The organism is Mycoplasma sp. 613B (genome assembly GCF_054343485.1).
Genome location: NZ_JBTGVH010000009.1, coordinates 16306 through 40166, shown reverse-complemented (window position 1 = coordinate 40166; position 23861 = coordinate 16306). Strand labels below are relative to the sequence as shown.

Genomic DNA, 23861 nt, shown 5'->3' with positions numbered 1-23861 from the left:
TTCTCCTTAAATAAAAACATAAATTTGGTGTCCCAAATTTATGTCCCTGTTTAAACTGCATTTTTTTATGCAGTAATTTTTTTGCTTTATTTATTTAAAATAAATTATTTGTTGCTTTGATGGTAATTTATTTTTGTAAGTTAAATATTTATTTCTTGTTCTTATTTCATTAATATTAATAGTTTTAATAACAGGAATTTTAGTTTTTTCTATAAAAATAATATATTGTCTTGGATAAACGGCTTTTGTATTGATATTGTAAGTTATAAAATTAATATCAAGATTTTCAGAAGTTACTTTAATTGTGTCTAATGATTCACCTGAAGAGTAGTTAGAGTAGTAAACAACATGATATTTTTTAAATGTTTCTGAATTAAATATTTTTGAATATGTTTTGATAAAATCATTTCACTCTGTATTTATTTTGTTTTTTACTTGTTCAATTTTTATTTGAGATAGTAATTCTTTTTTGAAGGAATCTCCATCTTTTATTTCAAATGCATTCTCTCTTTTTTCAAAGTCTGAAGGACTTCATATCTTGTTAGAATTTAGTAAAAATACATTTTCTTCTAATTCATTTTCATTATTAAATTCATTGATTTGTTTATTTTCAATAGTTTGACAAGAAACAATTGAAAACACAGGTATTCAAACACTAGAACTTAATAATAGATTATTTACTATTTTAAATTTCACTTTTTTTCCTTTCTAGAAAACCAATAAGTATTATTTTCTTGTATTATCTGTCCTTATTATAATATATTTTAAAAATAAAATCTATTAAAATCCGAAACATAAAATGTGATAAAATAATTTAATAAGATATAGGAGTTATATGCAAAAAAAAGAAATACTAATAAAAAATGAAAAAATATTTTATATAGAAGAAAATAGTGGAAAACCAAAGGTTCTTTTTCTTCATGGCTTTAATTCATCACATAGTTTTGCACAACAAGTTTACAAAATAACAGATAGAAATTATGATGTTGTTGCTTTTGATTTTCCTGGTTGTGGATTGAGTTCTAATAATGAAACTATAACCATTGAATATTATCAAGAAATTGCAGCGGAATTTGTTAAACAAACGGGAATTTCCTTTAATTTAGTAATTGGTCACTCTCTTGGTGGAGCAAGTGCTCTGCACTTATTAAATAATAATTTAATTCCTAAAGCATTACTTGCTGCTCCAATAAATTATAATATTTTAGGTACTATTGCTAAAGAAACTTTGAAACAATCAAAAGAAAGACTTAATAAATGACTGTTGCCAAAAAACTATGAAGAAGCATACGAAAGTTCAAATAACTTAGTTTATGAAAATAAAAATAACTACAAAAAGAATTTAGAAAAAATAGCAAATGTCTTTTTAACTGTGACTAAAAATAAATTCGCTGTTTTCAATAATTTAGTAAGAAAACAAATTATTAATCCTTCTTATTTACAAAAAGATATTAAAAATCTTTACTCTGTTAATAAAGATTATGAATTCATAGTAGGAACCAAAGATATGTTTGTTCCTTTTCTTTCTGTTGCTAAAATAGCTAGTGATTATAATAAAAATTTTATAGGATTAAAAAATTGTGGCCATGCTTTATTCTTTGAAAAACCTTATGAAATAAACAAGAGAATTGAAGAAATTATTAAAACACAGACTAATTAACTTTATGTCTGTGTTTTTTTATAAAAATACTATACATTAAAAATTATTATTTTATCTTTTATGTAGATTTTCTTTTTAATTTCTTTATTATCAATATTTTTTATTACATTAGGTTCGCTTAAAGCTTTAGTAAAAAGAGAATCTTCTGTATCGGTTTCTTCTTTTTCTATTACTGCTCTAACTTTTCCATTAATTTGAATCGGTAATTTAATTTTCTTATTTAAAATTAAATTCTCTTGCAAAATTGGTCATGATTGCTTGCTTATTTCATTTGCTTGTAATCTGCTTAACAATTCTTCTGAAAGATGTGGTGCTAAAACAGAAAGCATTATACAAAAATCAATTAACATTTGTTTGTTGGAAATTTTTTCAGTTTTATATAAACCATTTATGAAAACCATAAGTTTACTAATAGCAATATTGAATTTTAAATTTTCAATTGCGATTGTAACTTCTTTAATAGTTTCCTGTCATAAAGAAATCATCTCTGAATCATCAAAATTTGCATCAATTAAATCATTATTTGCGAATTTATCTAAAATAACTTCAACTCTATCTAATCATCTTCTTATACCTTGGATTGCATCTGTACTTCATTCTTTTGTATCAGTTAATGGTCCCATAAACATTTCATAAACTCTTAAAGTATCTGCACCATATTCGTTTACGATATCATCTGGGTTTATAACATTTCCTCTACTTTTAGACATTTTTTGCCCATCTGTACCTAAAATCATTCCTTGATTTACAACCTTAAAGAAAGGTTCATCATTAGGTAAAATCCCTATATCATAAAGGAATTTGTGTCAAAATCTAGAATAAATTAAATGTCCTACAGCATGTTCTTGACCACCAATGTATAAATCTACAGGAAGTCATTTTTTAAATCTTTTATATGCTTCTGGACTATCTATATTTAAATATGATCCATCTTCATTTTTAAGAATAAAAGCTAAAAAGTATCAAGAACTACCAGCTCACTGTGGCATTGTATTAGTTTCTCTTCTGTATTTTTTGCCATTTTTTTCAAAGTATAATCACTCTTTGTTATTTGCTAAAGGAGACTCTCCTGTTTTAGAAGGTTTAATATTTTGCATATATGGTAATTCTACAATTCCTTCATCTATGTAAATATTATCTTCTTCATCAAAATAAACTGGGAATGGTTCACCTCAATATCTTTGTCTTGAAAAAATTCAATCTCTTAGTTTGTAACTTATTTCTTTTTCAGAAATTCCCTTTTCATTTAATAATTTATAAATTTCTTCTTTTGCTTTTAAAATTTCTAAACCATTAAACTCTTCCGAATTAATTAATTTATTATCTTGCACAACTTTAATTATCTCTAAATCATATTTTTTAGCAAAATCATAGTCTCTTTCGTCTTCTCCAGGAACTCCCATAACAGCACCCGTTCCATAAGAATTTAAAACGTAGTCAGCAATTCAAATTGGAATTTTCTTATTATTTAAAGGATGGATAGCATATAAACCTGTAAAAATACCGTGTTTTTCTTTATTATTGGAAACTCTATCTCTTTCACTTAAAGTTTTAGTAAAGTCAATAAATTCTTTTATTTTTGGATTATTAATAATCACATCTACTAATTTGTTTTCTGGAGAAATAGCAATAAAAGTAACGCCAAATAATGTATCAATTCTTGTTGTAAACACTTCTATAATTTCACTATTATTTTCGATATGAAACTTAATTGTATGACCTTCAGATTTTCCTATTCAATTTTTTTGTAATTCTTTTAATGAATCCGAAAATTCTAAGTCATTTAATCCTTCTAACAATTTATCTGCATAATTAGTAATTTTTAAAACTCATTGTTTCATTGGTTTTCTAATAACTGGAAAACCACCTCTTTCACTAACTTTATTTCCTTCGTTATCAGTTATCACTTCTTCATTAGCAAGAACGGTCCCTAATTCTTCACACCAATTAACATCAACTTCTTTTATTTCTGCTAAATTATGTTCATATAATTTTTTAAATATTCATTGTGTTCATTTGTAAAATTTAGGATCAGTAGTATCCACCTCTTTAGATCAGTCATATGAAAAACCTAAACTTTTTAACTGTTTTTTAAAAGATTGAATATTACTTTGTGTAAAAGAAGCAGGGTGATTTCCTGTTTTTAGTGCATATTGCTCTGCTGGTAAACCAAAAGCATCTCATCCCATTGGATGAAGAACATCAAAATTATTTAGTCTTTTATATCTTGCTATTATATCTGTTGCTGTGTAACCTTCTGGATGTCCAACATGCAAACCTGAAGCGGATGGATATGGAAACATATCAAGAACATAAAATTTTTTTTCTTTATTTTCTGTTGTTTTAAATGAATTATTAATTTCTCAGTGTTTTTGTCATTTTTTTTCTATTTCTTTGTGATTATACATAATATTATTATTATATAAAAAAAACAATTTTGAAAAAATTTATTTTTGTGTTTTAAATCTTTTCAAAATCATTTCTTTTTCAATTGCACTTATTTCCATTTTTTTAATTTCAGATAACTCTTCTTCATATTTTTGTGCAAATTCTGAAGTTGGTTTTATAACTGGTTTTTTAGGAGCAAATAATTCACAAGCTTCATTTGCTTTTTCAATAGAAATTTCATAAGTACCTATTTTGTTAGCTAATTTAATAGTATCATTTTTGTTAAAAGTTAATAATGGTCTATATATTTGTAAACTTGTTTGACTACCAATAACATCCATTGATTCCATAGTTTGAGATGCAACTTGCCCTAAATTTTCTCCATTAGATATAGCTATGTAACCAAATTTTTTAGCTAAAATATCTGCTATTCTATAAAAACTTCTACGCATTAGATTTATTTTATAAGACTGGTCAGAAACTAAACCGATGTAATTCATTAAATCTGTATAGTTTATTTGAAATAATTTAGAACCACCTTGATAATTAGATAACAATTGAATAATTTTATCTACTTTTTGAACTGTTTTTTCATCAGTGTGTGGTGGTGTTATAAAAGACAAGAAATCAATATGCACACCTCTTTTCATCATTTCAAAAGCTGCAACTGGAGAATCAATTCCTCCAGAAATTAAATGTAAAACTTTACCAGAAATACCAACAGGTAAACCATCTAATCCTTTATAAAATTTAGAAAAAACATAAGAATATTTTTCTCTAACTTCAATATTGATTTGTTGATCAAAATTTTCCAAATCTACCTTTATTTCCTGTTTTTTTGCAAATAATTCGGTAGCAACTTCTTTTATAATTTCTTGTGAATTTAAAGGGAATTTTTTTCAGTTTCTATGACAATTTAATCTAAATTTTAAAAGATTATCATCAAATTGTCTTAAAACTTCTTCTTTTATGCTTTCTATATTAGTTTCTACTCTTTTTACAGGAGAAAAAGAAGAAATACCAAAAACTTTAGATAAATTTGCTAAAGTTTTTTCGCTATAAGGTAAATACATTCTATCAAAACTTACTTCTGGAATTTCCCCTGTAATTTTTATTATGTTTTGCTTCAAAGTGTTTATAAATTGTTTTCTATTACCACCTTTTAAAACTAATTCACCATATCTTATTAAAATTAAATCATACATATTATATTATTTCCTTTTCTAAAAATTTTACTATATTTTCTAATGCTTGTGGATAGTTTCCTTGTCTATGCATTTCTTCTGCTATTTTAAAACTGGCATCCAGTTTGTTTTTAGAACTCCTAAAAACATTCATATTTTTATATAAAAAATTTAATATTTCTTTGTATAAAAAATCAGTAAATATTTCTATATTATTTGTCAATAAATCATTTAACTTTTTAATATAAATTATTTTTTGGTCATTTTTTTCTTCATTTTCTATCAATAGAAACAAATTCAATATTTCTTTTTTGAAATTTTCATTTATATTTTCTTTATGTTTATTTACCAAAAAATCAGTAATTATTTCTTTTTGTAAAGAAAAATTGTTTAATAAATTCTTTTCTTTTAATTCAAAAAAATAAATATTTTTTAAAGCGATTAACTTAAAATCTATAATTATGAATTTTTCAAAAATACTTTTTATTTTTTCTATTTGTTCAAGATAAGTTTCCTTGTTTAATAAAATATTTTCTAATAATAAATTTATATTTTCTAATTCTTGTTTTGCTTCTATAAATGCTGTATTTTCTTTATTTTCTATGAAAAGAAGTAATTCATTTTTTTTGCTTACTATTCTATTTTTTATAATCAAAATGTTTTCTATTACTATTTCTTTAGATCTTTTTTCTTTTTCTATTTTTTCTTTGTTTTCTAATGTTAGTTTATAAATTGATTTTAAATTAAAATTAACTTTTTCAATATCAATTTCTTTGTGTGCTTTCTTGACATTATTAAAAAGAATTTCTACTTGCTTTTTGTATTCTTCAAAAGAAAAAACTCTTTCCAATTGAAATTCTTCTTTGTTTTCAAAATAAAAATTTTTTAATGATTCAAAAATATTTGTCAAATTGTTGTCTATTTCGTTAGTAAATTTAACTACATAATTTAAAATTTTAAATAAATGAATTATATTTTCTTTATTTTCAATTAGTTTTTTGATATTTTCTTCTTTTTTATAGTTTAAATAATAATTTTGAGAAATAAAAACATTGTTGTTTGATATTTTTTTAATTAGTTTATCAATTTTTGCATGAATATATTTTATTTTGTCTTCATTGTTTTTAACAAATGTATTAGCTTTATGAAGATCTTGAGTCATTTTATTATAGTATCCTAAAAAAAACTTATTATTCTCAAAAATATAGTTATATTTTTCTTTTAGTTCTTCTAATATTTGAACTCTGTCTGTAAAATAACTGTTAAGTTTTAACTCTATTGCTGCATAAGAATGATTTATAATATTTGCTTTTTCAATTCTGCTTAAAAATTTAGTTTCTTCTTCGTTTTTATCTTTATGTTTTTTAATTATTTCTTTTAATTCAACTTCTTTTTGTTTTTCTTCTTCGTTTTTTAAATGTTCATGCTTAAAATAAATTTTTATTTGATTTATTAAAATATCAATTTCATTTTTTATAGAATTGTTTCTTTCGTTTTTCTTAACTTGTTCTTTTTTATTTATTTCTTTTTCTTTTCTTCTTTTTTGCAAAACAAAAATAAGGATAGTTAATCCAGTTATCAATAATAAAACTAAAAATCCCAATAAAAAAAATAAAAAATACTTCATTTGCTATTAAATTATACAAAAATGATGTAAAATATTAAAGCAATAAACACAGCTAAATAATATATATTAATATTTTTTAAATTTGTTTTAAATTTGGAAGTAAACTTTGCTGGATGTCGAAACCATTAAATTTAAAAAAATAATATGGAATTATTTCTTAACGTTTTTTGCAGAAAGAGGAAAAATGTCAAGATATACTGGTCCAATTTTCAAAAAATCAAGAAGATTAGGATTTTCAATTTTAGAAACTGGTAAAGAATTTGCAAAAGGTAAAAAAAGAACTTACGCTCCTGGACAACACGGACAAAAGAAAGTTAAATTATCTGATTATGGATTACACTTACACGAAAAACAAAAGGTTCGTTTTATGTATGGTTTAAATGAAAGACAATTCAAAAACACTTTCTTTAAATCTTCAAAACGTAAAGGTGTTGCTGGAACAAACTTCTTACAAATGTTAGAAACAAGGTTAGATAATATTGTTTACAGAGCAGGATTTGCTACAACAAGAAGACAAGCAAGACAATTAGTAAATCATGGTCACTTTACTTTAAATGGAAAAAAAGCAGATATTCCTTCAATGCAAGTTTCAATTAATGATGTAGTTGAACTAAAAGAAAAATCAAGAAAAAACGTTCAAATTACTGCAGCACTTGAATTAAAACAAAAAGCAGAATGAATTGAATATAAAGATTTTAAAGCTACTTTAAAAAGATTACCAGAAAGAAGAGAATTAAGTCAAGAAATCAATGATGCTTTAATTGTTGAGTTCTACAACAAATAATAATTTCAACACAGGAATTCTCCTGTGTTTTTTTGTCAAAAACTTGCTTTTTTTTTTTTTTTGTAAAATCTAATTGGTATCTAATAATTAAATTAGATAGAAATTAGATTTAATTAGTTAAGTGGCAAAATTAGCTAATTATAGTATTCTTTTATATATTTAAAATTATTAGATACAACTAAATGCTCCTAGTATTTATATTTGAATTGGAAAATAAGCACAATCTGTATGTGAGAAAAACAGGAACATAATTATTTAGTTCCTGTTTTAATATTTCTTTTTTTCACTTTTTACTATTAATAGCACTATAATTAAAATATAAGGAATTAAAATGAAAAAAGATAAAAATCACATTGACACAATGAAACCGTTTTTTCCGGAAGAATCAATAACATTTGATAGATTAGAAGATGATTTTCACAAACATCCAGTCATTATTTTTTATAACGAATGGGAAGAAATATATTATTACTTAAAATGTCGCAGTTCTATAAAACATAAAAATTTCAGACACGAACTTAATGGTGAATATCTAATTAAAAAGGCAAATAATGGATTATTAAATCACGATAGTTTTATAGATACTGCTCAAATTTATAAAATTTTTGAAAAAGATTTATTTAAAGTTTTTGATAAAAATAATTTACTTTATTTAGATACCAAATTTCTAGATTTAGATGATATTAAAAACATTTATTTTATGCTTTGAGATAATCTCAAACAAAATCCACCATATGTTTCTTTAAGTGAAATTTCTATAAAAAATGACCAAATTTATTCTAAAACACTTTATTGCCATAAAGATTTTTTAACTAGAGATTTTAATCACTTTAAAAATTCAAATAACAGTGAAGAGTCAATTTTAGAAAAGGAAAAATTGGTTTTAGATATCTTAAACAACAGAAACACATTAAAACAAACTTTATTAGAAATCAAAAATATTTATTTAGGTACAAATAGCGAATATAAAGAATTAATGGAAGAAATTGATTATTTTGAACAACACAAAAGTTCTATAATTAATAATCATAAGTCTTTCATTGAAACTAATAATTTTAATTGCCACCATTATTGTGCATCGCAACTAAAACAGATTTTTCTTGGTTTAGAATCAAAAATAGATGTATCTAAATATGCAACAAATAATTTTAATTGTTTTCAAATGGGACAAATTCGTTTAGGTTTAGAACAAAATTTAGATGTTTCTCTATATGCTAAACCAATTTACGATAATTGACAAATGAAAGAAATAAGAGAAGGATTATTATCTAATATAGATGTTCTAAAATATGCTGATCCAAAAATTTCATCTGAAGAAATGAAAAATATTCGCTTAACATTGCAAAAAAATAAAAATCAACATTAGTTGATTTTTTGTTTAGTGTTTTTGCTTAAAAATTTTACAAATTCATTATAACGTAAAAAAGTATTATTTATTTTTAAGGTTTGCAATTGCTCTGGATTAAATAATTTTCTTGGAACTTCAAAAGCAATGTAACTAAAAGATGGTTCTACATAATTTGCTGTTTCATCTGTTGGTTCGCTTTCATTATTTTCTTTTAATTTAGCGTTTAATTCTAGATTGGTAGAATAAAAATTTAAAGCATTATTTTCTTTTTGAATAATTGAATATAAAGGAAATTCCTTTTGTTTTGAATTTAAATCATTGTAATTATAATCATTAGATTTAAATAGTGATTTAAATAAAGTATCTAACGATTTTGTATGAACAAAGTTATTTAATACATAAAAATTTTCTTTTAAATTTATTTTGCTTAAATAAAAAGCTACTTTTTGATAATTAAGCAAATTATTCATATGTTCTATTTCTTTAACATTATCATTTTTTTCATAATTTATAACATAGTAAAATAAAGTTTGTTTAAGATTATCTATATCTTTTTCATCTTTTATTAGATAAAAATCCTTAAGTTTTGTTTCATTTGAACTAACACTTGAATTACTTAAAAAGGTAAAAGTTTCATTAGATTTAACAATTTCTTTATCACCTAAATTATTAAACTCAATTTTATAATTTTCATATTGATTTTTTTCTTTGTCTTTTTCTGTTGTTGCACAAGAAACCACTGAAGTAGCAAAAATAGGAATGCTAACTAGTGAAGAAACTGAAAATAATAATTTATTTTTTAGCATAAGATTTCACCTACAAAAATAGTGTTTATAATTAATAAATTGAAATATTTTTTCTTCATTTTTTCCGTCCTTTATTTTTGTATTTACATAATAATTATATAATAATAATAATCTAATATATTCATAAAATAATATAAATTTATTCAAATAAATTCAATAAATACTTTTATAAAATTAAAAAAGGAATAAAAAAAAGCAGCAACTCCCTATTTTCCCATCTCTGGTATCTTCGGCGTAAAAGGTCTTAACTACTGAGTTCGGAATGGTATCAGGTGATCCCCTTTGCTATGGTCGCTTGTATATATATTACCATAAATTGTAAATTTGTCAAGATTTTTTTTAATTTTTTGTATAAATTTACAAAATTTAAAAATTAATTATAAAAAATTTTTTTTATTGTAAAATTTAAACAATTAATTAAATTTCTTTTTTTATTTTAACTTAAATTAATATATTAGGAGACATATGAAACCAACAAAATTATTTGCATTAGGTGGAATGCAAGAAATAGGTAAATCTACCCTTATAATAGAGCACGAAAATGACATAGTAATAATTGATGCAGGTATTAAATTTGCCGATACCTTTGCTACTGGAATTAAAGGAATAATTCCTGATTACTCTTATTTAAAAGAAAATCAGCACAAAATTAGAGGTTTATTTATAACTCACGGACACGAAGATCACATTGGTGGTGTTACTTATCTACTACAAGAAGTTCATATTCCTAAAATTTTTGCACCAAGAATTGCTATTCAATATTTAAAAGCTAAATTTGAAGATAGAGGTATTAGAAAAAAAGTAGAGTATGTAGAAATTGAAAGAGATGCTGTTCATACTTTCAATACACTAGAAGTAGATTTTTGAACTGCTCAACATTCAATTCCTGATGCTTTTGGAATAAGAGTTAAATCTCCAAATGGTTCCATTATGTGTACCGGAGACTTTAGATTTGACTATACACCCATTGGAAATCTAACCGATTTTAGCAAACTAGAACAAATAGGTAAAGAAGATTTAAGTGTGCTTCTTTCCGATTCTACAAATGCAATGAGACCTTTTCACTCACCAAGTGAAAAAGATATCTTAAAAGATATAGAAGCTCATATGCTAGATGCTAAAAAGAAAATAATAATTACTGCTTTTGCTTCTAACTTAACCAGAGTTAAAGTTATTATTGAACTTGCTGCTAAACTTGGTAAAAAAGTTGTAACTTTTGGAAGATCAATGGTAAATGGAGTACAAATAGGAAGAAAAATGGGATATATTGATGCTCCTAATGATGTTTTTATTGATAAGAAAAACATTTCAAAATACCAAGATAACGAACTTGTTATTTTAACCACAGGTTCACAAGGTGAACAGATGGCAGCTTTAACTAGAATGTCACAAGGAAAACATCCTCAAATAACCCTAAAACACGGGGATATGATCATTTTTTCTTCTTCTCCAATCCCTGGAAACAGAATCAAAATTGAATTATTAGTTAATAAACTATATAAAACAGGTGCTATTATTAAAGAAAATGGGGTTGATGGTTATCTCCATACTTCAGGTCATGCTTATAAAGAAGAACACGAAAAAATCTTTAGATTAACCAAACCAACATACTTTGTTCCTTACCATGGAGAATTTAGGATGTCAGTAGTTCATGGACAAACTGCCATTGAAAACGGAGTAAATCCTAATAATGTAATAATTCCAAGAATAGGTGAAGTATTACATTTAATAAACAAAAAACTCGTAACTACAAAGGAATTTATTAATCCAGGACCAATTTTTATTGATGGAGATGTGGTTTCCAAAGTTAATGTTTCTTTAATGAAAGAAAGAGTTGCTTTAGGTGAAAATGGTTTTGTTTATATTGCTATTGCAATAGATAGAAATAAAAACATTATAGTAGGAAAACCAAGAGTAGTTTCTAGAGGTTGCTTCTATGTTAAAACATCAACCGATTTTGTTGAAGAAATCAAGAGATTAGTTCATGGAGCTGTTTTATTTACAATCAAAAATAAAGAAGATTGAACAGTTCCTGAATTAAGACAGTTAATAAAAGATCGTTTAATTCCTTTCTTTTATAAAGAAAAAAGAAGAAATCCTATAATTATTTCTTCCTTCTTATTTACAGATGATAAGAAAAATCCTTTAGAAGGATTTGAAAGGCAAAAAGAAACAGAAGAAGATAATGAATTTGTTGATGAAGACGATTTAGATGAATAGAAAAATAACACTTTCTCAAGTGTTATTTTCTTTATTCTTCAATATCTATTTGTGCCAGTTCAACAACTAATTCATCTTTTGAAATTGTTAATGAATCATTTTTTAAATCTTGTTCAATTTGTTCTAAATATAAAGCTTTTTGCTTATTTGTTTCTCTTTTTTTAGAAAAAGCAAATAGTGTGGCTGCCGCTGTTAAAAATGCCATTATTGTAGTTATGATTGAAATGGTTACAAATAATCAAACTGCTGTTAAATTTGGGTTTTTAGCAATAGCATAAGCAGATAACAATCCATTAAATGCACTCATTAAAATTAAAGCAATACTTACAATTAAGAAAGTTCATTTGGATCTTAAATACTTAGTAGTTAAACTTTTCATACTTTTTTTAGTTCTGTTTATTTCATTTGAATAATCCATAATTATTCTTCTCCTTCGTTAAGTGAATATTTATTACCAAGTATTTCAGAAACTCTATCAAAAAATAATAAATCTTTATTTTTTGCTTCTGCATATTTTCCTTCATTTGCTTCAAAAAGAACTTTTTCTAAATAAATTAAATTATTAACTTTTTGATTTCTTATTCATTTTTTCTTTACAACAAATAAAGCTAATAATCCATTTAAAATAGCTAAAGAAATTCCTATTCACAATGTGAAAATTGGTCATTGATCTACTATTTTTCCATCAACTTCTGAAGTGAATAAAAGGGCAAATCCTTTAAATTCTTCTAATCTAGAAGAAGCTAGTTTTGCAACTCCCATTAAACCAGAAAAGAAAGTAAATAATAATGAAAATAGAGCAGCTACTCAAAAAATTATTTTATAAATTTTTGCTTTTATATTAGTTTTTAAAGTTATATAATCAATAAATTCTTTTGTAGAATCAAATAATTTTACATTCATTATTTTCCACCTCCTAAAATAAATTTCTTGATTAATTGCCCTTTTGAAACTTGTTTTTTAGCTAAAAAATCTTTTTCAATTTGATTAAATTCTTTATCAAATTGTTCTTTTGAATAATTTTCATCTTCTCTTAATTTATATGTTATATATGTTATTTTTCTCATTGCTTGTTTATAATCTTTAAATTTCATTACTTCTCTATAAATAGATAAAAATAAATTAAATAAAAAGGTTAGAACGATAAAGGAAGCAAGTACAATTGTTAAACCTAATTCATCAAAAAATGATTTTCTTGTTTCTGCTGGGATAGAATTATAACGATTTACTTCTATAACAATAACTGTTATCGCAATTGCAATAATAGTTAAATTTAAAATTATTAAAGCTCATTTAATAAAATTATCTAAAATAGAAGAATATTTTGCTTCTTTTGCTAATTTTCTTTTTTTGCTTTCTACATATTCAAGCAATTGAATATTAATATTTTTCATTTTTCCTCCGACGGCACATATTATACTTTATTTTTTAAAAATAAAATAGTAAAATATATATGAGTTTTAAACTCAAATTAGGAGAAATTTTTTATAAATATGGATCAATTTATCAAAACAGTGAGTAACCAATCCCTATGGGGAGCAATAATTGCTTCTATCGGGATTATTACAATAGGTTACTTATTCGCAAAATTTAAAATTTTAAAACAAGAAGGTAAAGGAATTATAAATCAAATTGTTTTATTAATTGCTTTACCTGCTCTTGCACTAAACGGTTTTATGAAAACCATTACAATTAAAAGTTTAATTGAACAAGCTGTAATTCTTGGAGTCGCTTTTGCTTTTTACATAGTGCTGTGTATCATAGCACTAGTTTGAGTTAAATTTGTAAAAGTTCCCAAATTATCCAAATCTAAAGTTGTCAAAACTTTAGGTGGCGAAAATGTTACAGAATCAAGAGCTTTAGTTATTTGAATGATGTTAATTTTTGGTTCAACAACATTCTTTGGACTACCTATTATTCAAGCAGTTTATGACAAAAATGGGGTTTTAGCAGCTAACATCTGAAACATTCCATACAGAATTTTCCTTTATTCTCTATGTTTTATGTTGATGTCTGGTCTTAAATTCAATAAAGCAAACTTTTCAAAATCAATTAAAACCGCTTTATTAAATCCAATTGTTATCGCTACATTTATTGGTTTAATTTTATGATTAAGTCAATTAATTCCTGGTGGTACTTGAAATGTAGTAGATAAAAACGGTAACAAAACAGGAGTTATACTAGGGTGATTTGAATTAAGTAAAACTCTTCCTGCGTTACACAAAATAATTCAAACTCTTTCTGGTTTAGCTTCACCATTAATTTGAATAACAATTGGTATGACTATTGCTACAGTTCCTTTGAAAAACGCAATACAAGATATATGAGTTTGAATATTTGTAGCAATTAAATTAATAGCAATACCATCACTAGTTCTATTAATAATGTTACCTTTAAAATATACAGGAGTAGTTACTAGTCATGTTGCAAGTTCAATGGTTATTTTTGCTGCAGTTCCACCTTCAACAGTTGTTATTGCTTATTCAATGAAATATAAAATGCATGAAACTTATTCAGCACAATGTTCTGCTTTAGCAACTCTTTGTGCTATTGTAATGATGCCTGTTTGAATAGTTGTTTTAGGATTGGTATTTTAATGGCAAATATAAAAGTTATTTGTTTTGGAGTAAGAGAAGTGGAAAAAGAAATTTTCCACAAATTCAATAAATACAATTATGAATTAGAACTTCGTTCTGACTCATTAAATGAAAATACTGTTGATAGTGTTAAAGGTTTTGATGCAGTTATCACAAGAGCAAGCGATAAAGTTAATGCTGCTGTTGTAGAAAAAATTCATTCTTTTGGTATTAAATACATTTTAGCTAGAATTGTGGGTACAGATCATATGGATTTAGAGAAAATGAAAGAACTAGGAATCAAATCAGCAAGAGTTCCTTCATATTCTCCAACAGCTATTTCAGAATTAGCATTTTCACTTGGTGTAATGTTAAATAGAAAAAGTCTTCACTTTGCTCACAAAGGTTATAATAAAGATTTTACCGTTGATCCTTTTGGTTTTGCAAGAGAATTTAAAAACACAACAGTAGGAATTATTGGAACAGGAAAAATCGGATATTGAACTGCTCACTTTTTTAAATCAATAGGTGCAAAAGTTTTAGGATTTGATCCTTTTCCAAATGACAAGGCAAAAGAAGTACTGGAATACACCAATTTAGATGACCTATTAGCAAAATCAAATATTATTTCATTTCACATCCCTTATATTAAAGGTCAAAATGATAAAATGATAAATAAAGATTTTATTTCCAAAATGAAAGATAATGCTATTTTAATAAATACGGCTCGTGGTCAAATTCAAGATGAAAATGCTTTATTATGAGCTTTAGAAACTAACAAATTAAGTGCTATTGCTGCAGATGTATTTAACAACGAAGGTGAAATTTTCTTTAAAAAACACCAAAAAGAACTTCCAAATGAAACAGTTCAAAAATTAATGACTTATTATCCAAGATTTGTTGCAACTCCACACATAGGTTCATATACAGATGAAGCAGTTGCAAATATGGTTGAACAATCTTTTGATAACTTAAATGAATTTTTAACTACCGGAGATTGTAAAAATAAAGTTTACTAAAAACAAAAAGTTAACAAATAATTGTTAACTTTTTTTATTCTTTACTTATAAATAACCTTATTATCCTATACATAAGTCATAAATTATCTAAATATTTTGTTTCTTTTAGATAAAGATTTTCTTTTAAATTAGAAGGTAATATTAGCTGTGATTTTGCTTTCATTATTTCTTGATCAGAAATTCAAGCGTCTTCTGAAACAAAATCTATTAAATTAATTTTGTCTACCATTTTTTTATAATTATTTTTGTTTAAATATAAAGAATTAATGAGTAAACAAAGTAAAATATAAAATTTTAAGGTTTTAAAATTATTAATTTTTTGAATATCTATTTTATCAACAAAAAGTTCTTGTGTATTTGCCAAAACTATTTCAATATCTTTATATTTATAAATTTTATCTCGTTCTATTTCTATACAAAAATCCTTTATTTTTGCTTTTAAATCATAATTTTTATCATCAGAAATTAAAGTAATACTTTTTATTATAAAAAAATCATCAAAATATAATTCTAAACCTTTTTCTCCTATAAAAATTACTTTATCAAAATCTAAATTAGATTCTATGAAATTTAGATTTTTTCTGTTTTTAATAAATTTAAATCCATTAATTACTGAACCAATTCTTAAAGAAAATAAATTTATTAATAATATTAAAGCAAAACAAATTAAATTACTTCTATTTTCATAATAAAAATATAATAGTCCAAAAATCATAACTCTTCTTAATGCTGCAAATAAAAAGAATATAGAAAATATAAAACAAAAAACAATAATATATATAATCACTTCTTTATGTGATGCTTCATTAATTTTGATTAAATAAAATATAGATAAAAATAAGGTTAAAATGAAAATAAAAGAATCTATAAAGGTAAAGAAAAATAATTTAAATCTCGAACTTAAATAAGTTAATTTTTCAACTTCATTTTTTAAACTAAAGAAGTTTGTCTTCATAATTTCCCCTCAATCTTTTTCAATTAAAATTCATTATAAAAAACATTTTTATTTTATTTTTATAGTCATTATAATCTATTTCTTTATTTTTTAAAATCTGTATTTTAATGGTTAAAATTAAAATGTATTTTATTAATATTCATAATATAAAAGGAAAAAATAAAATTGGTAACAAATAAAAAAGAAGTGAAGCAATTACACTACTTGCAGCTAACTTATTGTAAATCTCAGTTCTAAAAATTAAATCAATTATCAGTAAAATTAAAGGAAATATAAGGATTAAAAAATTAAAAGTTAAAAAGAATATAAGTCTAAAAAATGAATAATCATTATTTATTCATTTTAGTATTTTTTTAATTTCTTTATTTTCCATCATTTATTCTATTTTTATAAATTTCAGAGTAAGCATTTCTGGCTGTGTAATATTTAAAATCAAAAAGTGCTTTTTGCATATTCGACATCATTGTTTTTAAATCTAAATAACCTTTAAAAAAAGAAATAAAACTATTTTTTCCTAGTTCATTTTCTATTTCTTTCATTGTTTCTTCCATTATTTTTATATTAGGTATCACTTCTTGATATAAAGTTTCTATTAAATATCTGGATAAAGAAATAAATTTATCTGGAAGTATTCCTACTTGCAAAATTAATTGACTACTTAAAAGAGATAAACTACTAAGCAAAAATGATGAAGCTTTTAAAATTGTTGAAAGTGGTGTTTCGTTATCTAAAACATCCGCCGGATAACCTATAACTTCTGAAAAAGTTTCTAAATTACTTGAAATTTCTTTTTTTGTTTCGGTTAAAATATGATCTGATAAAATTTTTTCATAAAAAATGGTAACTTCTTTTAAAAGTTTTATTAAACTTTTTCCGTCTTTAAATTTTTGCAAATATTCTCATTTATTTTCATTCAAAAAGTCCATAATCCTATCTCATCCTGCATCAATATTTTTTCCTAATTTCGGATCTCACGGTTTATCATATAATAATTCCATAACAGGAATTACAGCTCTACTTTCTATTTTTATCGGTAAATCTATAATCATAATATTCCTTCTTTCCCTTCATTTTAAAATGAAGTTACATAATATATATAATTAAATTATAATACTTAAATAAAAGTGTACTATTTAAAAAAGCAAAAAATTATATTTTTTTATTTTTTTATTTCAAAATTCCTTTTTTTCATAATATATGTAAATATATTATATCACTTTTAAAAAAAGAAAAATACCTTTTTATATAGGTATTCTCTCTATAAAATTAATTTTTGTTTTTTGAAAAATACAAATTTAGTGTGTATCAAAGTGTTATTTTATAAAAATCTTTTTCTCTTCTATTTATATAGTTTTTATCTTTAAAAATATATGTACTGTTTCCAAATAAATAAATAACAAAACAAGAAAAATAAATATTAATTAAGGAATTAAATAATTCAGCATCAGTCATTTTTTCTTTTTTAATTAACTCAATTTGTTTATTTAATCTTTTTATTATAAAATCTTTTCTACTTTTGTTTTTTCTATAAAAAGTTAAGTTTTTGTATTTTTCTAAGTCTTTATTTTGTTCTCAAAAATTAATTAATTCTTGGATTGGATTTTCTGTTTTTTCTTTGCTTTTTGTTTTTCTAGAAAGTTTTATCTTATAAATAACAAAAATTAATATGAAGTAAATTATGAACAAAATACTAAAAATAATCGATAAGATTCAATATACATTATTGCTTTCTTGATTGTAAGATTCAATTGTAGACATTACTATAAAAAATATAAAAAAGGAAATATTAATAATGATTTCTCAAATATCTATAAATTCAATCAAACTATTTGTATTTTTTGTATTTTTTTGCGCTTTTCAAATTCTTTTGTCTATTTTTTCTAAAAAAGTTTTTTGTTTATAAGACACAAAGAAAAACAATGAATTTAATAATGAAAAAAGCATAAATGCTAATAATATTAATAAAAATGATTTCATGATTAAAACAATAGAGATAAAATTGATGTTATTGATAATACAGCATTAAAAGCCGCAGGAAATCAATATGTTGATGCAGAAATAGTTGCACCGCTAGCAATTAAAATTGGTTTTAATATATTAGAAATGCTATGTCCTAAAGTATAAATAGATGATAATGAATAAGTAGCTTTTTTAATATTAGCCATTTCTTCTTCGTATTTAACTAACGCTAATTTTATTCCTGCCACAATAGAAGCAGAAGCAGTTGCTCCAACAGAACCAGCTATTGCTATTGGTAAGGCTCCAACAAAACCGAAAGAAGCAAGAGCAAAACTTAAAGCGGAAGTTCCGGCTAACACACCAGTAAAAATAGATAATGTTTTTTTAGCAGTTTTTAATTTTTCTATTAATTCTAATAATTTTTCTTTTTCTTCTCTTAATTTTATATTTTCTGCATAATTTTTATAAAAATCATAGTCTGTTTGTGTATAACTTTTTATTTCTTTTAATTTTAATATTTTAAATAAAGTTTCTCTATCTCCAGCTAAAATTAAATTTGTTATTGTCAATAATTCTTCTTTATTTTTGCTGTGTAAATCATTATCTAGATTAGTGTGAGTGAGTCTTGAAATAAAATCAATATGTTCTTAAAGTTCTTCTAGTGTTAATGGTTGTGCTTCTAAATTTCTAAATAATTTATTAGCATGTTCTAAATATTCTTCTAAAGAAGGTTCTACTTCTTTAGACAAATCTTCTTCTTCTAATAATTTAATATTTTTTTCTATTCTTATTTCATCTTTTATTAAAAAATTTGTATCTATAACTATAAACTTTATGATTTTTTTCTCTATTCTATTCATTTCTCTCCTTAAAAGAATAAATTTTATTTAGTTTCTTTTTTCATTATTTTTTTAAAGAAAGTTCAATCTTGTTGTTCTTGGAAAACTTCTCTTGGTTTTCTAAATTTAATTTTAGGATTTTTGTTTTTTTCATTAAAATTACCAAACTCTATAGAAGATAACAATACATAAATAAAATATGCTAAATAAGTAAGTAAAGGAACTAAAACTGATAAAGTTACTATATTTAAAGGTCATCTTGTTAGTTTTCCCAAAGTCCCTATTCCAGTTCTACCAAGGTATAACCAATTAGGATCTAATGCTATTTTTAATTTAGGGTTGTCTATTTTTTGTAAAATTTCATACATTATTCAAGAAACAAAAAATATTACTATTCCTAAAATTAACATCATTACAAGTCCTTGTGTTATTACCGTAATGTTTATTTTTGCTTTTTCACCATATGCAATATGTGTTAGAACTGGGATAAAAATTACAAATCCATGAGTTAATATAAAATCTCAGTAAGCATAAGTGTCATATCCAGAGTCAAACCCTGCTCTTTCATATTCTATTGTCCCTGGTTGGAAAGAATTATAAATTCTGTCTTGATTAATAAATTCAGGAACAGGTCCTAAATTTACAAATAAAAATCCTACTATTCCACCTAAAAAAGCTAATATACTAATATATTTAATATTGTGTGCCTTTTTGAAAAGGAAAATAAATCCAAAATAAACTATATAAAATCTACATAAATGTAAAGGAATTAATTCTCATTTTCAAGGATAATCGCGAACCAAAAATAAAATTATTCTAAAAATATTAAATATTATTACAAAAGCACCTATCACCATAAATAATTGATCTTTGTTTAAATTTTTTAAATATTTTTTATCTGGGTTTGAATTAAAATGGTTATATATTTTTGATTTATAAATTCAAACAAAAGTAGTTGCTAAAAGAATTAATGCAAAAATTGAATAAAATAAAATCTTAGACTCTGCAAATGTAACTACATTTCTTCTTCAATTAAAAAAATCTAAAAATTGCATTTTTTCTCCTTTCAAATTTTTGTATATAAATTATAATACTATTTTTTGTTTTTAAAATCAAATATTAATATATAATATAAATGCCATTAAAACAAAAACCTTGTAACCTGGTCAGGACAGAAATGTAGCAGCCACATCGAGAAGTGTTGTGTTTAGTGGTTTTTTTATTTTACTTAAAAATCTTTTTCAGTAAAGAAAACTTTTTGTTATTAAAAGGTTTTTTTACCAAACTTAAAGGTTTAAATACAAATTTATTTATAAAAAAAGATTTTTGATGGCTAAAAGATTTAAAACCGCTATATCCCCTGTATTTCCCTAGTCCTGAATTTCCAATGCCACCAAAAGGTAAATATGAATTTGCCACATGTTCTGTTGTGTTATTTATAATGATTGCTCCTGCTTGTAATTTTTTTATTTTATTAATAATTGATTTTTGTTTACTAAAAAGATAAAGAGCAAGTGGTTTTTGTTGTCTTTTAACAATATCAATTGCTTCTTCAATAGTTTCAAAAGAAATAACAGGCAAAATTGGTCCAAAAATTTCTTCTTGCATTATCGTATCATTTAATGATGCTTTGTAAATAAAAGGTTCGATTATTTTCATTTCATGATTAATTTTTAACTCAGTTGAGTTAACTAATTTCAATAGTCTATTATAATGTTTTTCACTAATGATTTTAGGTTCATTTTTGAGGTTGTTTTTTAGTTGATTTTGTACATATTCTCTGTATTTTTGTATAAATTCATCTTCTATTTTTTTATCTATTAAAACATAATCATGAGTTGTGCATGTTTGCCCTGAATTTAATGATTTACCATAATAAATTTTTTCAACAACTTTATCTAAATTTACATCAGAACAAATTATAGTTGGTGATTTACCACCTAACTCTAAAATGGTTGGAGTCAAAAATTTGGAAGTTTTTTCTAAAACAATTTTTCCTACATTTGTTGATCCAGTAAAGAATACTAGATCAAACTTTTGATCTAAAAGAAAATTAGATGTTTCTAAAGAAGAATTAGCACAATAAATGATTTTATGATCAAAATTTTCATTAAAAAATTTCATTAATCATTTAGATGAATATTCTGAAAATTCAGAAGGTTTTAATATTACCCTATTTCCTGCACCAATAGCATTTATAATAGGTATAATAGAAAGCATAATCGGATAATTTCAAGGGCTAATAATCAAAGTTTGTCCATATGCTTCATATTTATAACTTGATTTAGATGGAAATAAATAAAAAGGTGTTTTTACTTTTTTAGAACGAGATCATTTTTTTATATTTTTTACATATAGATTTATTTCTTTATAAATTAATGCAATTTCAGAAACAAAGGATTCTAATTTATCTTTGTTTAAATCTTCTTTTAAAACTTTAAAAATTTCTTCTTCTTTTTCTTGAATAAATCTTTTAATTTTCTTTAAAATTTCAATTCTATCTTTAATACTTAAAGGACCAAAATAAAAAAAATCTTCCCTTTGTAAGTGATAGATTTTTTCTAATTCTTTTTGATTTATCAAATTTTTACCCTTTTTTCTTTTGGTATAAACATTTTATCGGATGAAGAAATTTCATAAGTTTCTAAAAATAAATCATTATTTCCTAAAATAACATTAGCACGTACTTTTCCTGGTGAGTGAACATCTGATTCCAATTGTCTTTTTGCTGCACCTTCTTTTAAAATAATTCTTCAACTTGTTGCTCAGCTTTCAAAAAAGTTTTTGGCATCAAAATCTTTTTCTTGTTTTGCCGCTTCTAAAGCGCAGTCAAAACCACCTAAATCTGCAATGTTTTCAGAAACAGTCAACTCTCCATTAACTGGTCCAAAGTCTGTTTCTACTTTATCAAATAAATTAATTGTTGCTTGTGTTCTTTTTGCAAATTCTTCTCTATCTTTATCGGTTCATCAATTGTTTAATTTTCCTTTTTCATCAAATTGAGCACCATGATTATCAAAACCGTGAGAAATTTCATGAGCTATTACACAACCAATAGAACCATAATTATAAGATGATGGTCTATTTAAATTATAAAAAGGATCTGCTAAAATAGCTGCAGGAAAAACTATTTGATTTTTTAATGGATTATAATATGCATTAACTGTTGCAGGAGACATTGATCAATATCTTTTATCTTCTGTTTTACCAAATAAAGATAATGCATATTCAACTAAATATTTATTAAATTTAAGCGCATTTTCAAATAAATTTCCACCTTCTTCATAAGTTTTAACTTTAAATTTTGAATAATATGGTCTAATCACTTCTGGAAAACCAATCATAACTTGAATGGTAGATAATTTAGTTAATGCTTTTTGAATAGTTTCTTTACTTAATCAATTGTTATTATTTAATCTCATTTTATAAACATCAATCATATTAGAAACCATATGTTCAATATTTTCTTTTGCTTTTTTACTAAAATAATTTTCAGCATAATACATACCTAAAGGCATTCCAAAATATTCATTTGCCATATCAAAAGCAAAATTTTCTAAATTTCTATAGGTTTCAATAGAATAAACTTTTCTACCAAATTCCCCTGCTTTAATTCTAATTTCTTCACTTAAAAATTTAGTTGTTTGTAATAAGTTTCTTATAAATAAAAATGATTTATAAAATTCAAAATTTTCATCGCTAAAAATTTTGTCAAAATTTTCATAAAGTTTTATATTAGAAACTGAAACTGCTTCCACATTTTGTGAAACTAAACTTTCTAATAAATCAGAAATAATAAACTGTTTGGTATATGAATTATATTCTTCTTTTGATTTTAGATTATATAAAGCAACATAATTAGCTTGTTCTATCGATGAAAGAATATAATCTTTATAAATGTCATCAAATTTAATAGCATTTGATATTAATTTATTTGCTTCTTCTTCTGTTTTACCATAGTCTTTTAATAAAAATAAAACCATTTCTTTTCAAGTGTTTAATAATTTTTCTGACTCTTCTTTGTTTGAATAACTTTCTTTGTTTGGCAAGATTGTTTTAAAATCTCCAAATCAAAAAATTCTTTTTTCATTATCAATAAAATCTTCGTATAAATCTTTTTCTAAAGGTAAAAACCCGTATAAAAGTCAAAATTCTTTATCTTGTGAAAATAAATCTTTAAAGGATTTTAAACTTTCTAATTTAGATAAATATTGTTTAACCGGTTCTCAACCAAGTTCTTTTCTTTTACTTTCATTCATTAGCATCGAAAAATACTTAACATATTCCAACATCATTGAATTTTCATTTAAAGTACTTGTATCTTTAAGTCATTTTTTTGTTAAATCTTTTAAAAGTTTTTCTAAGTTTAAATCAAGTTCAGAAAAAACACTAATACTTGATTTATCTTCTGGTATTTTTGTGTTTTCTAATCATACTTTATTTATGTGACTGAAAAAGTCATCTTTTAATAATGTTTTTTTCATTTTTCCTCTTTC

At 23.7% G+C, this 23861-nt stretch carries 23 protein-coding genes, 1 rRNA gene and 1 other RNA gene; 7 read left to right on the top strand and 18 right to left on the bottom strand.

Annotation, left to right across the window (positions count from 1 at the left end; all coding sequences use genetic code 4):
• Nucleotides 1–90: 90 nt before the first annotated feature.
• Nucleotides 91–696, bottom strand: a complete 606-nt coding sequence (locus tag ACXX87_RS02205; RefSeq protein WP_436358765.1) for a hypothetical protein — start codon at nucleotides 694–696, stop codon at nucleotides 91–93.
• Nucleotides 697–835: 139 nt separating this feature from the next.
• Between ACXX87_RS02205 and ACXX87_RS02200 the strand changes: the two genes are divergently transcribed.
• Complete coding sequence (locus tag ACXX87_RS02200) at nucleotides 836–1660, top strand: alpha/beta fold hydrolase (RefSeq protein WP_436358764.1); 825 nt, start codon at nucleotides 836–838, stop codon at nucleotides 1658–1660.
• Between the two features lie 29 nt (nucleotides 1661–1689).
• Here the strand turns inward: ACXX87_RS02200 and leuS are convergent, their stop codons facing one another.
• The 3 genes from leuS to ACXX87_RS02185 are packed head-to-tail and all read right to left on the bottom strand — an operon-like array spanning nucleotide 1690 to nucleotide 6859.
• Nucleotides 1690–4068 carry a leucine--tRNA ligase gene (gene leuS / locus ACXX87_RS02195; RefSeq protein WP_458560535.1) on the bottom strand — a complete coding sequence of 793 codons (2379 nt, stop codon included), beginning with the start codon at nucleotides 4066–4068 and terminating at the stop codon, nucleotides 1690–1692.
• Between the two features lie 39 nt (nucleotides 4069–4107).
• Nucleotides 4108–5253 (bottom strand): tRNA uracil 4-sulfurtransferase ThiI, encoded by a 1146-nt coding sequence (gene thiI / locus ACXX87_RS02190; RefSeq protein WP_436358762.1) that lies wholly within the window; start codon nucleotides 5251–5253, stop codon nucleotides 4108–4110.
• Nucleotide 5254: 1 nt separating this feature from the next.
• Nucleotides 5255–6859, bottom strand: a complete 1605-nt coding sequence (locus tag ACXX87_RS02185) for a hypothetical protein (protein ID WP_436358761.1) — start codon at nucleotides 6857–6859, stop codon at nucleotides 5255–5257.
• Nucleotides 6860–7043: 184 nt separating this feature from the next.
• On the opposite strand from ACXX87_RS02185, the gene rpsD reads away from it, so the two are divergent.
• Both rpsD and ACXX87_RS02175 read left to right on the top strand, forming a co-directional pair.
• Entirely contained in the window at nucleotides 7044–7643 is a 600-nt protein-coding gene (gene rpsD / locus ACXX87_RS02180; RefSeq protein WP_436358760.1) for a 30S ribosomal protein S4, read from the top strand.
• Nucleotides 7644–7974: 331 nt separating this feature from the next.
• Nucleotides 7975–9009: an Mbov_0400 family ICE element protein gene (locus tag ACXX87_RS02175; protein ID WP_436358759.1), complete on the top strand. Its 1035-nt coding sequence runs from the start codon at nucleotides 7975–7977 to the stop codon at nucleotides 9007–9009.
• On the opposite strand, the gene ACXX87_RS02170 is transcribed toward ACXX87_RS02175, so the two are convergent.
• Together ACXX87_RS02170 and rrf are read right to left on the bottom strand one after the other, a co-directional pair.
• The gene (locus ACXX87_RS02170; RefSeq protein ID WP_458560533.1) at nucleotides 9006–9797 is read right to left on the bottom strand and encodes a hypothetical protein; all 792 of its coding nucleotides are present in this window, start codon (nucleotides 9795–9797) and stop codon (nucleotides 9006–9008) included. The two genes, ACXX87_RS02175 and ACXX87_RS02170, sit on opposite strands and share 4 nt — an antisense overlap.
• A 193-nt stretch (nucleotides 9798–9990) precedes the next feature.
• Nucleotides 9991–10096 (bottom strand): 5S ribosomal RNA (gene rrf / locus ACXX87_RS02165).
• Nucleotides 10097–10262: 166 nt separating this feature from the next.
• Here rrf and ACXX87_RS02160 point away from each other — a divergent pair.
• Entirely contained in the window at nucleotides 10263–12017 is a 1755-nt protein-coding gene (locus tag ACXX87_RS02160; RefSeq protein ID WP_436358757.1) for a ribonuclease J, read from the top strand.
• A 31-nt stretch (nucleotides 12018–12048) separates the two neighbouring features.
• Here the strand turns inward: ACXX87_RS02160 and ACXX87_RS02155 are convergent, their stop codons facing one another.
• Genes ACXX87_RS02155 through ACXX87_RS02145 form a run of 3 tightly spaced genes read right to left on the bottom strand, consistent with a single transcriptional unit; the run spans nucleotide 12049 to nucleotide 13411 of the window.
• Entirely contained in the window at nucleotides 12049–12435 is a 387-nt protein-coding gene (locus ACXX87_RS02155) for a hypothetical protein (protein ID WP_436358756.1), read from the bottom strand.
• Nucleotides 12436–12437: 2 nt separating this feature from the next.
• On the bottom strand, nucleotides 12438–12920 hold the full coding sequence (locus ACXX87_RS02150; protein WP_436358755.1) for a DUF4231 domain-containing protein: 483 nt from the start codon (nucleotides 12918–12920) through the stop codon (nucleotides 12438–12440).
• Nucleotides 12920–13411, bottom strand: coding sequence for a hypothetical protein (locus ACXX87_RS02145; protein ID WP_436358754.1), 492 nt, complete (start codon nucleotides 13409–13411; stop codon nucleotides 12920–12922). Before ACXX87_RS02145 ends, ACXX87_RS02150 begins: the two co-directional genes overlap by 1 nt.
• A 99-nt stretch (nucleotides 13412–13510) precedes the next feature.
• On the opposite strand from ACXX87_RS02145, the gene ACXX87_RS02140 reads away from it, so the two are divergent.
• Both ACXX87_RS02140 and ACXX87_RS02135 read left to right on the top strand, forming a co-directional pair.
• Nucleotides 13511–14614: an AEC family transporter gene (locus ACXX87_RS02140; protein WP_436358753.1), complete on the top strand. Its 1104-nt coding sequence runs from the start codon at nucleotides 13511–13513 to the stop codon at nucleotides 14612–14614.
• Nucleotides 14614–15612 carry an NAD(P)-dependent oxidoreductase gene (locus ACXX87_RS02135; protein ID WP_436358752.1) on the top strand — a complete coding sequence of 333 codons (999 nt, stop codon included), beginning with the start codon at nucleotides 14614–14616 and terminating at the stop codon, nucleotides 15610–15612. The genes ACXX87_RS02140 and ACXX87_RS02135 overlap by 1 nt, the downstream gene beginning before the upstream one ends.
• Nucleotides 15613–15646: 34 nt before the next feature.
• Here the strand turns inward: ACXX87_RS02135 and ACXX87_RS02130 are convergent, their stop codons facing one another.
• The 7 genes from ACXX87_RS02130 to ACXX87_RS02100 all read right to left on the bottom strand — a co-directional run bounded on the left by ACXX87_RS02130 (nucleotide 15647) and on the right by ACXX87_RS02100 (nucleotide 20420).
• A complete protein-coding gene (locus ACXX87_RS02130) occupies nucleotides 15647–16567 on the bottom strand; it encodes a hypothetical protein (protein ID WP_458573194.1) in 921 nt (306 codons plus the stop codon).
• On the bottom strand, nucleotides 16548–16943 hold the full coding sequence (locus ACXX87_RS02125) for a hypothetical protein (RefSeq protein WP_458557258.1): 396 nt from the start codon (nucleotides 16941–16943) through the stop codon (nucleotides 16548–16550). The genes ACXX87_RS02130 and ACXX87_RS02125 overlap by 20 nt, the downstream gene beginning before the upstream one ends.
• Nucleotides 16930–17616, bottom strand: coding sequence for a hypothetical protein (locus ACXX87_RS02120; RefSeq protein ID WP_436358749.1), 687 nt, complete (start codon nucleotides 17614–17616; stop codon nucleotides 16930–16932). Before ACXX87_RS02120 ends, ACXX87_RS02125 begins: the two co-directional genes overlap by 14 nt.
• A 217-nt stretch (nucleotides 17617–17833) precedes the next feature.
• On the bottom strand, nucleotides 17834–18544 hold the full coding sequence (locus ACXX87_RS02115; protein WP_458561009.1) for a hypothetical protein: 711 nt from the start codon (nucleotides 18542–18544) through the stop codon (nucleotides 17834–17836).
• Between the two features lie 2 nt (nucleotides 18545–18546).
• On the bottom strand, nucleotides 18547–19095 hold the full coding sequence (locus ACXX87_RS02110; protein WP_458573193.1) for a hypothetical protein: 549 nt from the start codon (nucleotides 19093–19095) through the stop codon (nucleotides 18547–18549).
• Nucleotides 19096–19173: 78 nt separating this feature from the next.
• Nucleotides 19174–19386: a hypothetical protein gene (locus tag ACXX87_RS02105; RefSeq protein WP_458573192.1), complete on the bottom strand. Its 213-nt coding sequence runs from the start codon at nucleotides 19384–19386 to the stop codon at nucleotides 19174–19176.
• A 23-nt stretch (nucleotides 19387–19409) separates the two neighbouring features.
• Nucleotides 19410–20420, bottom strand: a complete 1011-nt coding sequence (locus tag ACXX87_RS02100; RefSeq protein WP_458561007.1) for a TMEM164 family acyltransferase — start codon at nucleotides 20418–20420, stop codon at nucleotides 19410–19412.
• A 75-nt stretch (nucleotides 20421–20495) separates the two neighbouring features.
• On the opposite strand from ACXX87_RS02100, the gene ffs reads away from it, so the two are divergent.
• An RNA gene (gene ffs / locus ACXX87_RS02095) (signal recognition particle sRNA small type) lies at nucleotides 20496–20592 on the top strand.
• On the opposite strand, the gene ACXX87_RS02090 is transcribed toward ffs, so the two are convergent.
• Together ACXX87_RS02090 and ACXX87_RS02085 are read right to left on the bottom strand one after the other, a co-directional pair.
• Nucleotides 20590–21948, bottom strand: a complete 1359-nt coding sequence (locus ACXX87_RS02090; RefSeq protein ID WP_458573191.1) for an aldehyde dehydrogenase family protein — start codon at nucleotides 21946–21948, stop codon at nucleotides 20590–20592. The two genes, ffs and ACXX87_RS02090, sit on opposite strands and share 3 nt — an antisense overlap.
• A complete protein-coding gene (locus ACXX87_RS02085) occupies nucleotides 21942–23849 on the bottom strand; it encodes a M13-type metalloendopeptidase (protein ID WP_458573190.1) in 1908 nt (635 codons plus the stop codon). Before ACXX87_RS02085 ends, ACXX87_RS02090 begins: the two co-directional genes overlap by 7 nt.
• Between the last annotated feature and the right edge of the window lie 12 nt (nucleotides 23850–23861).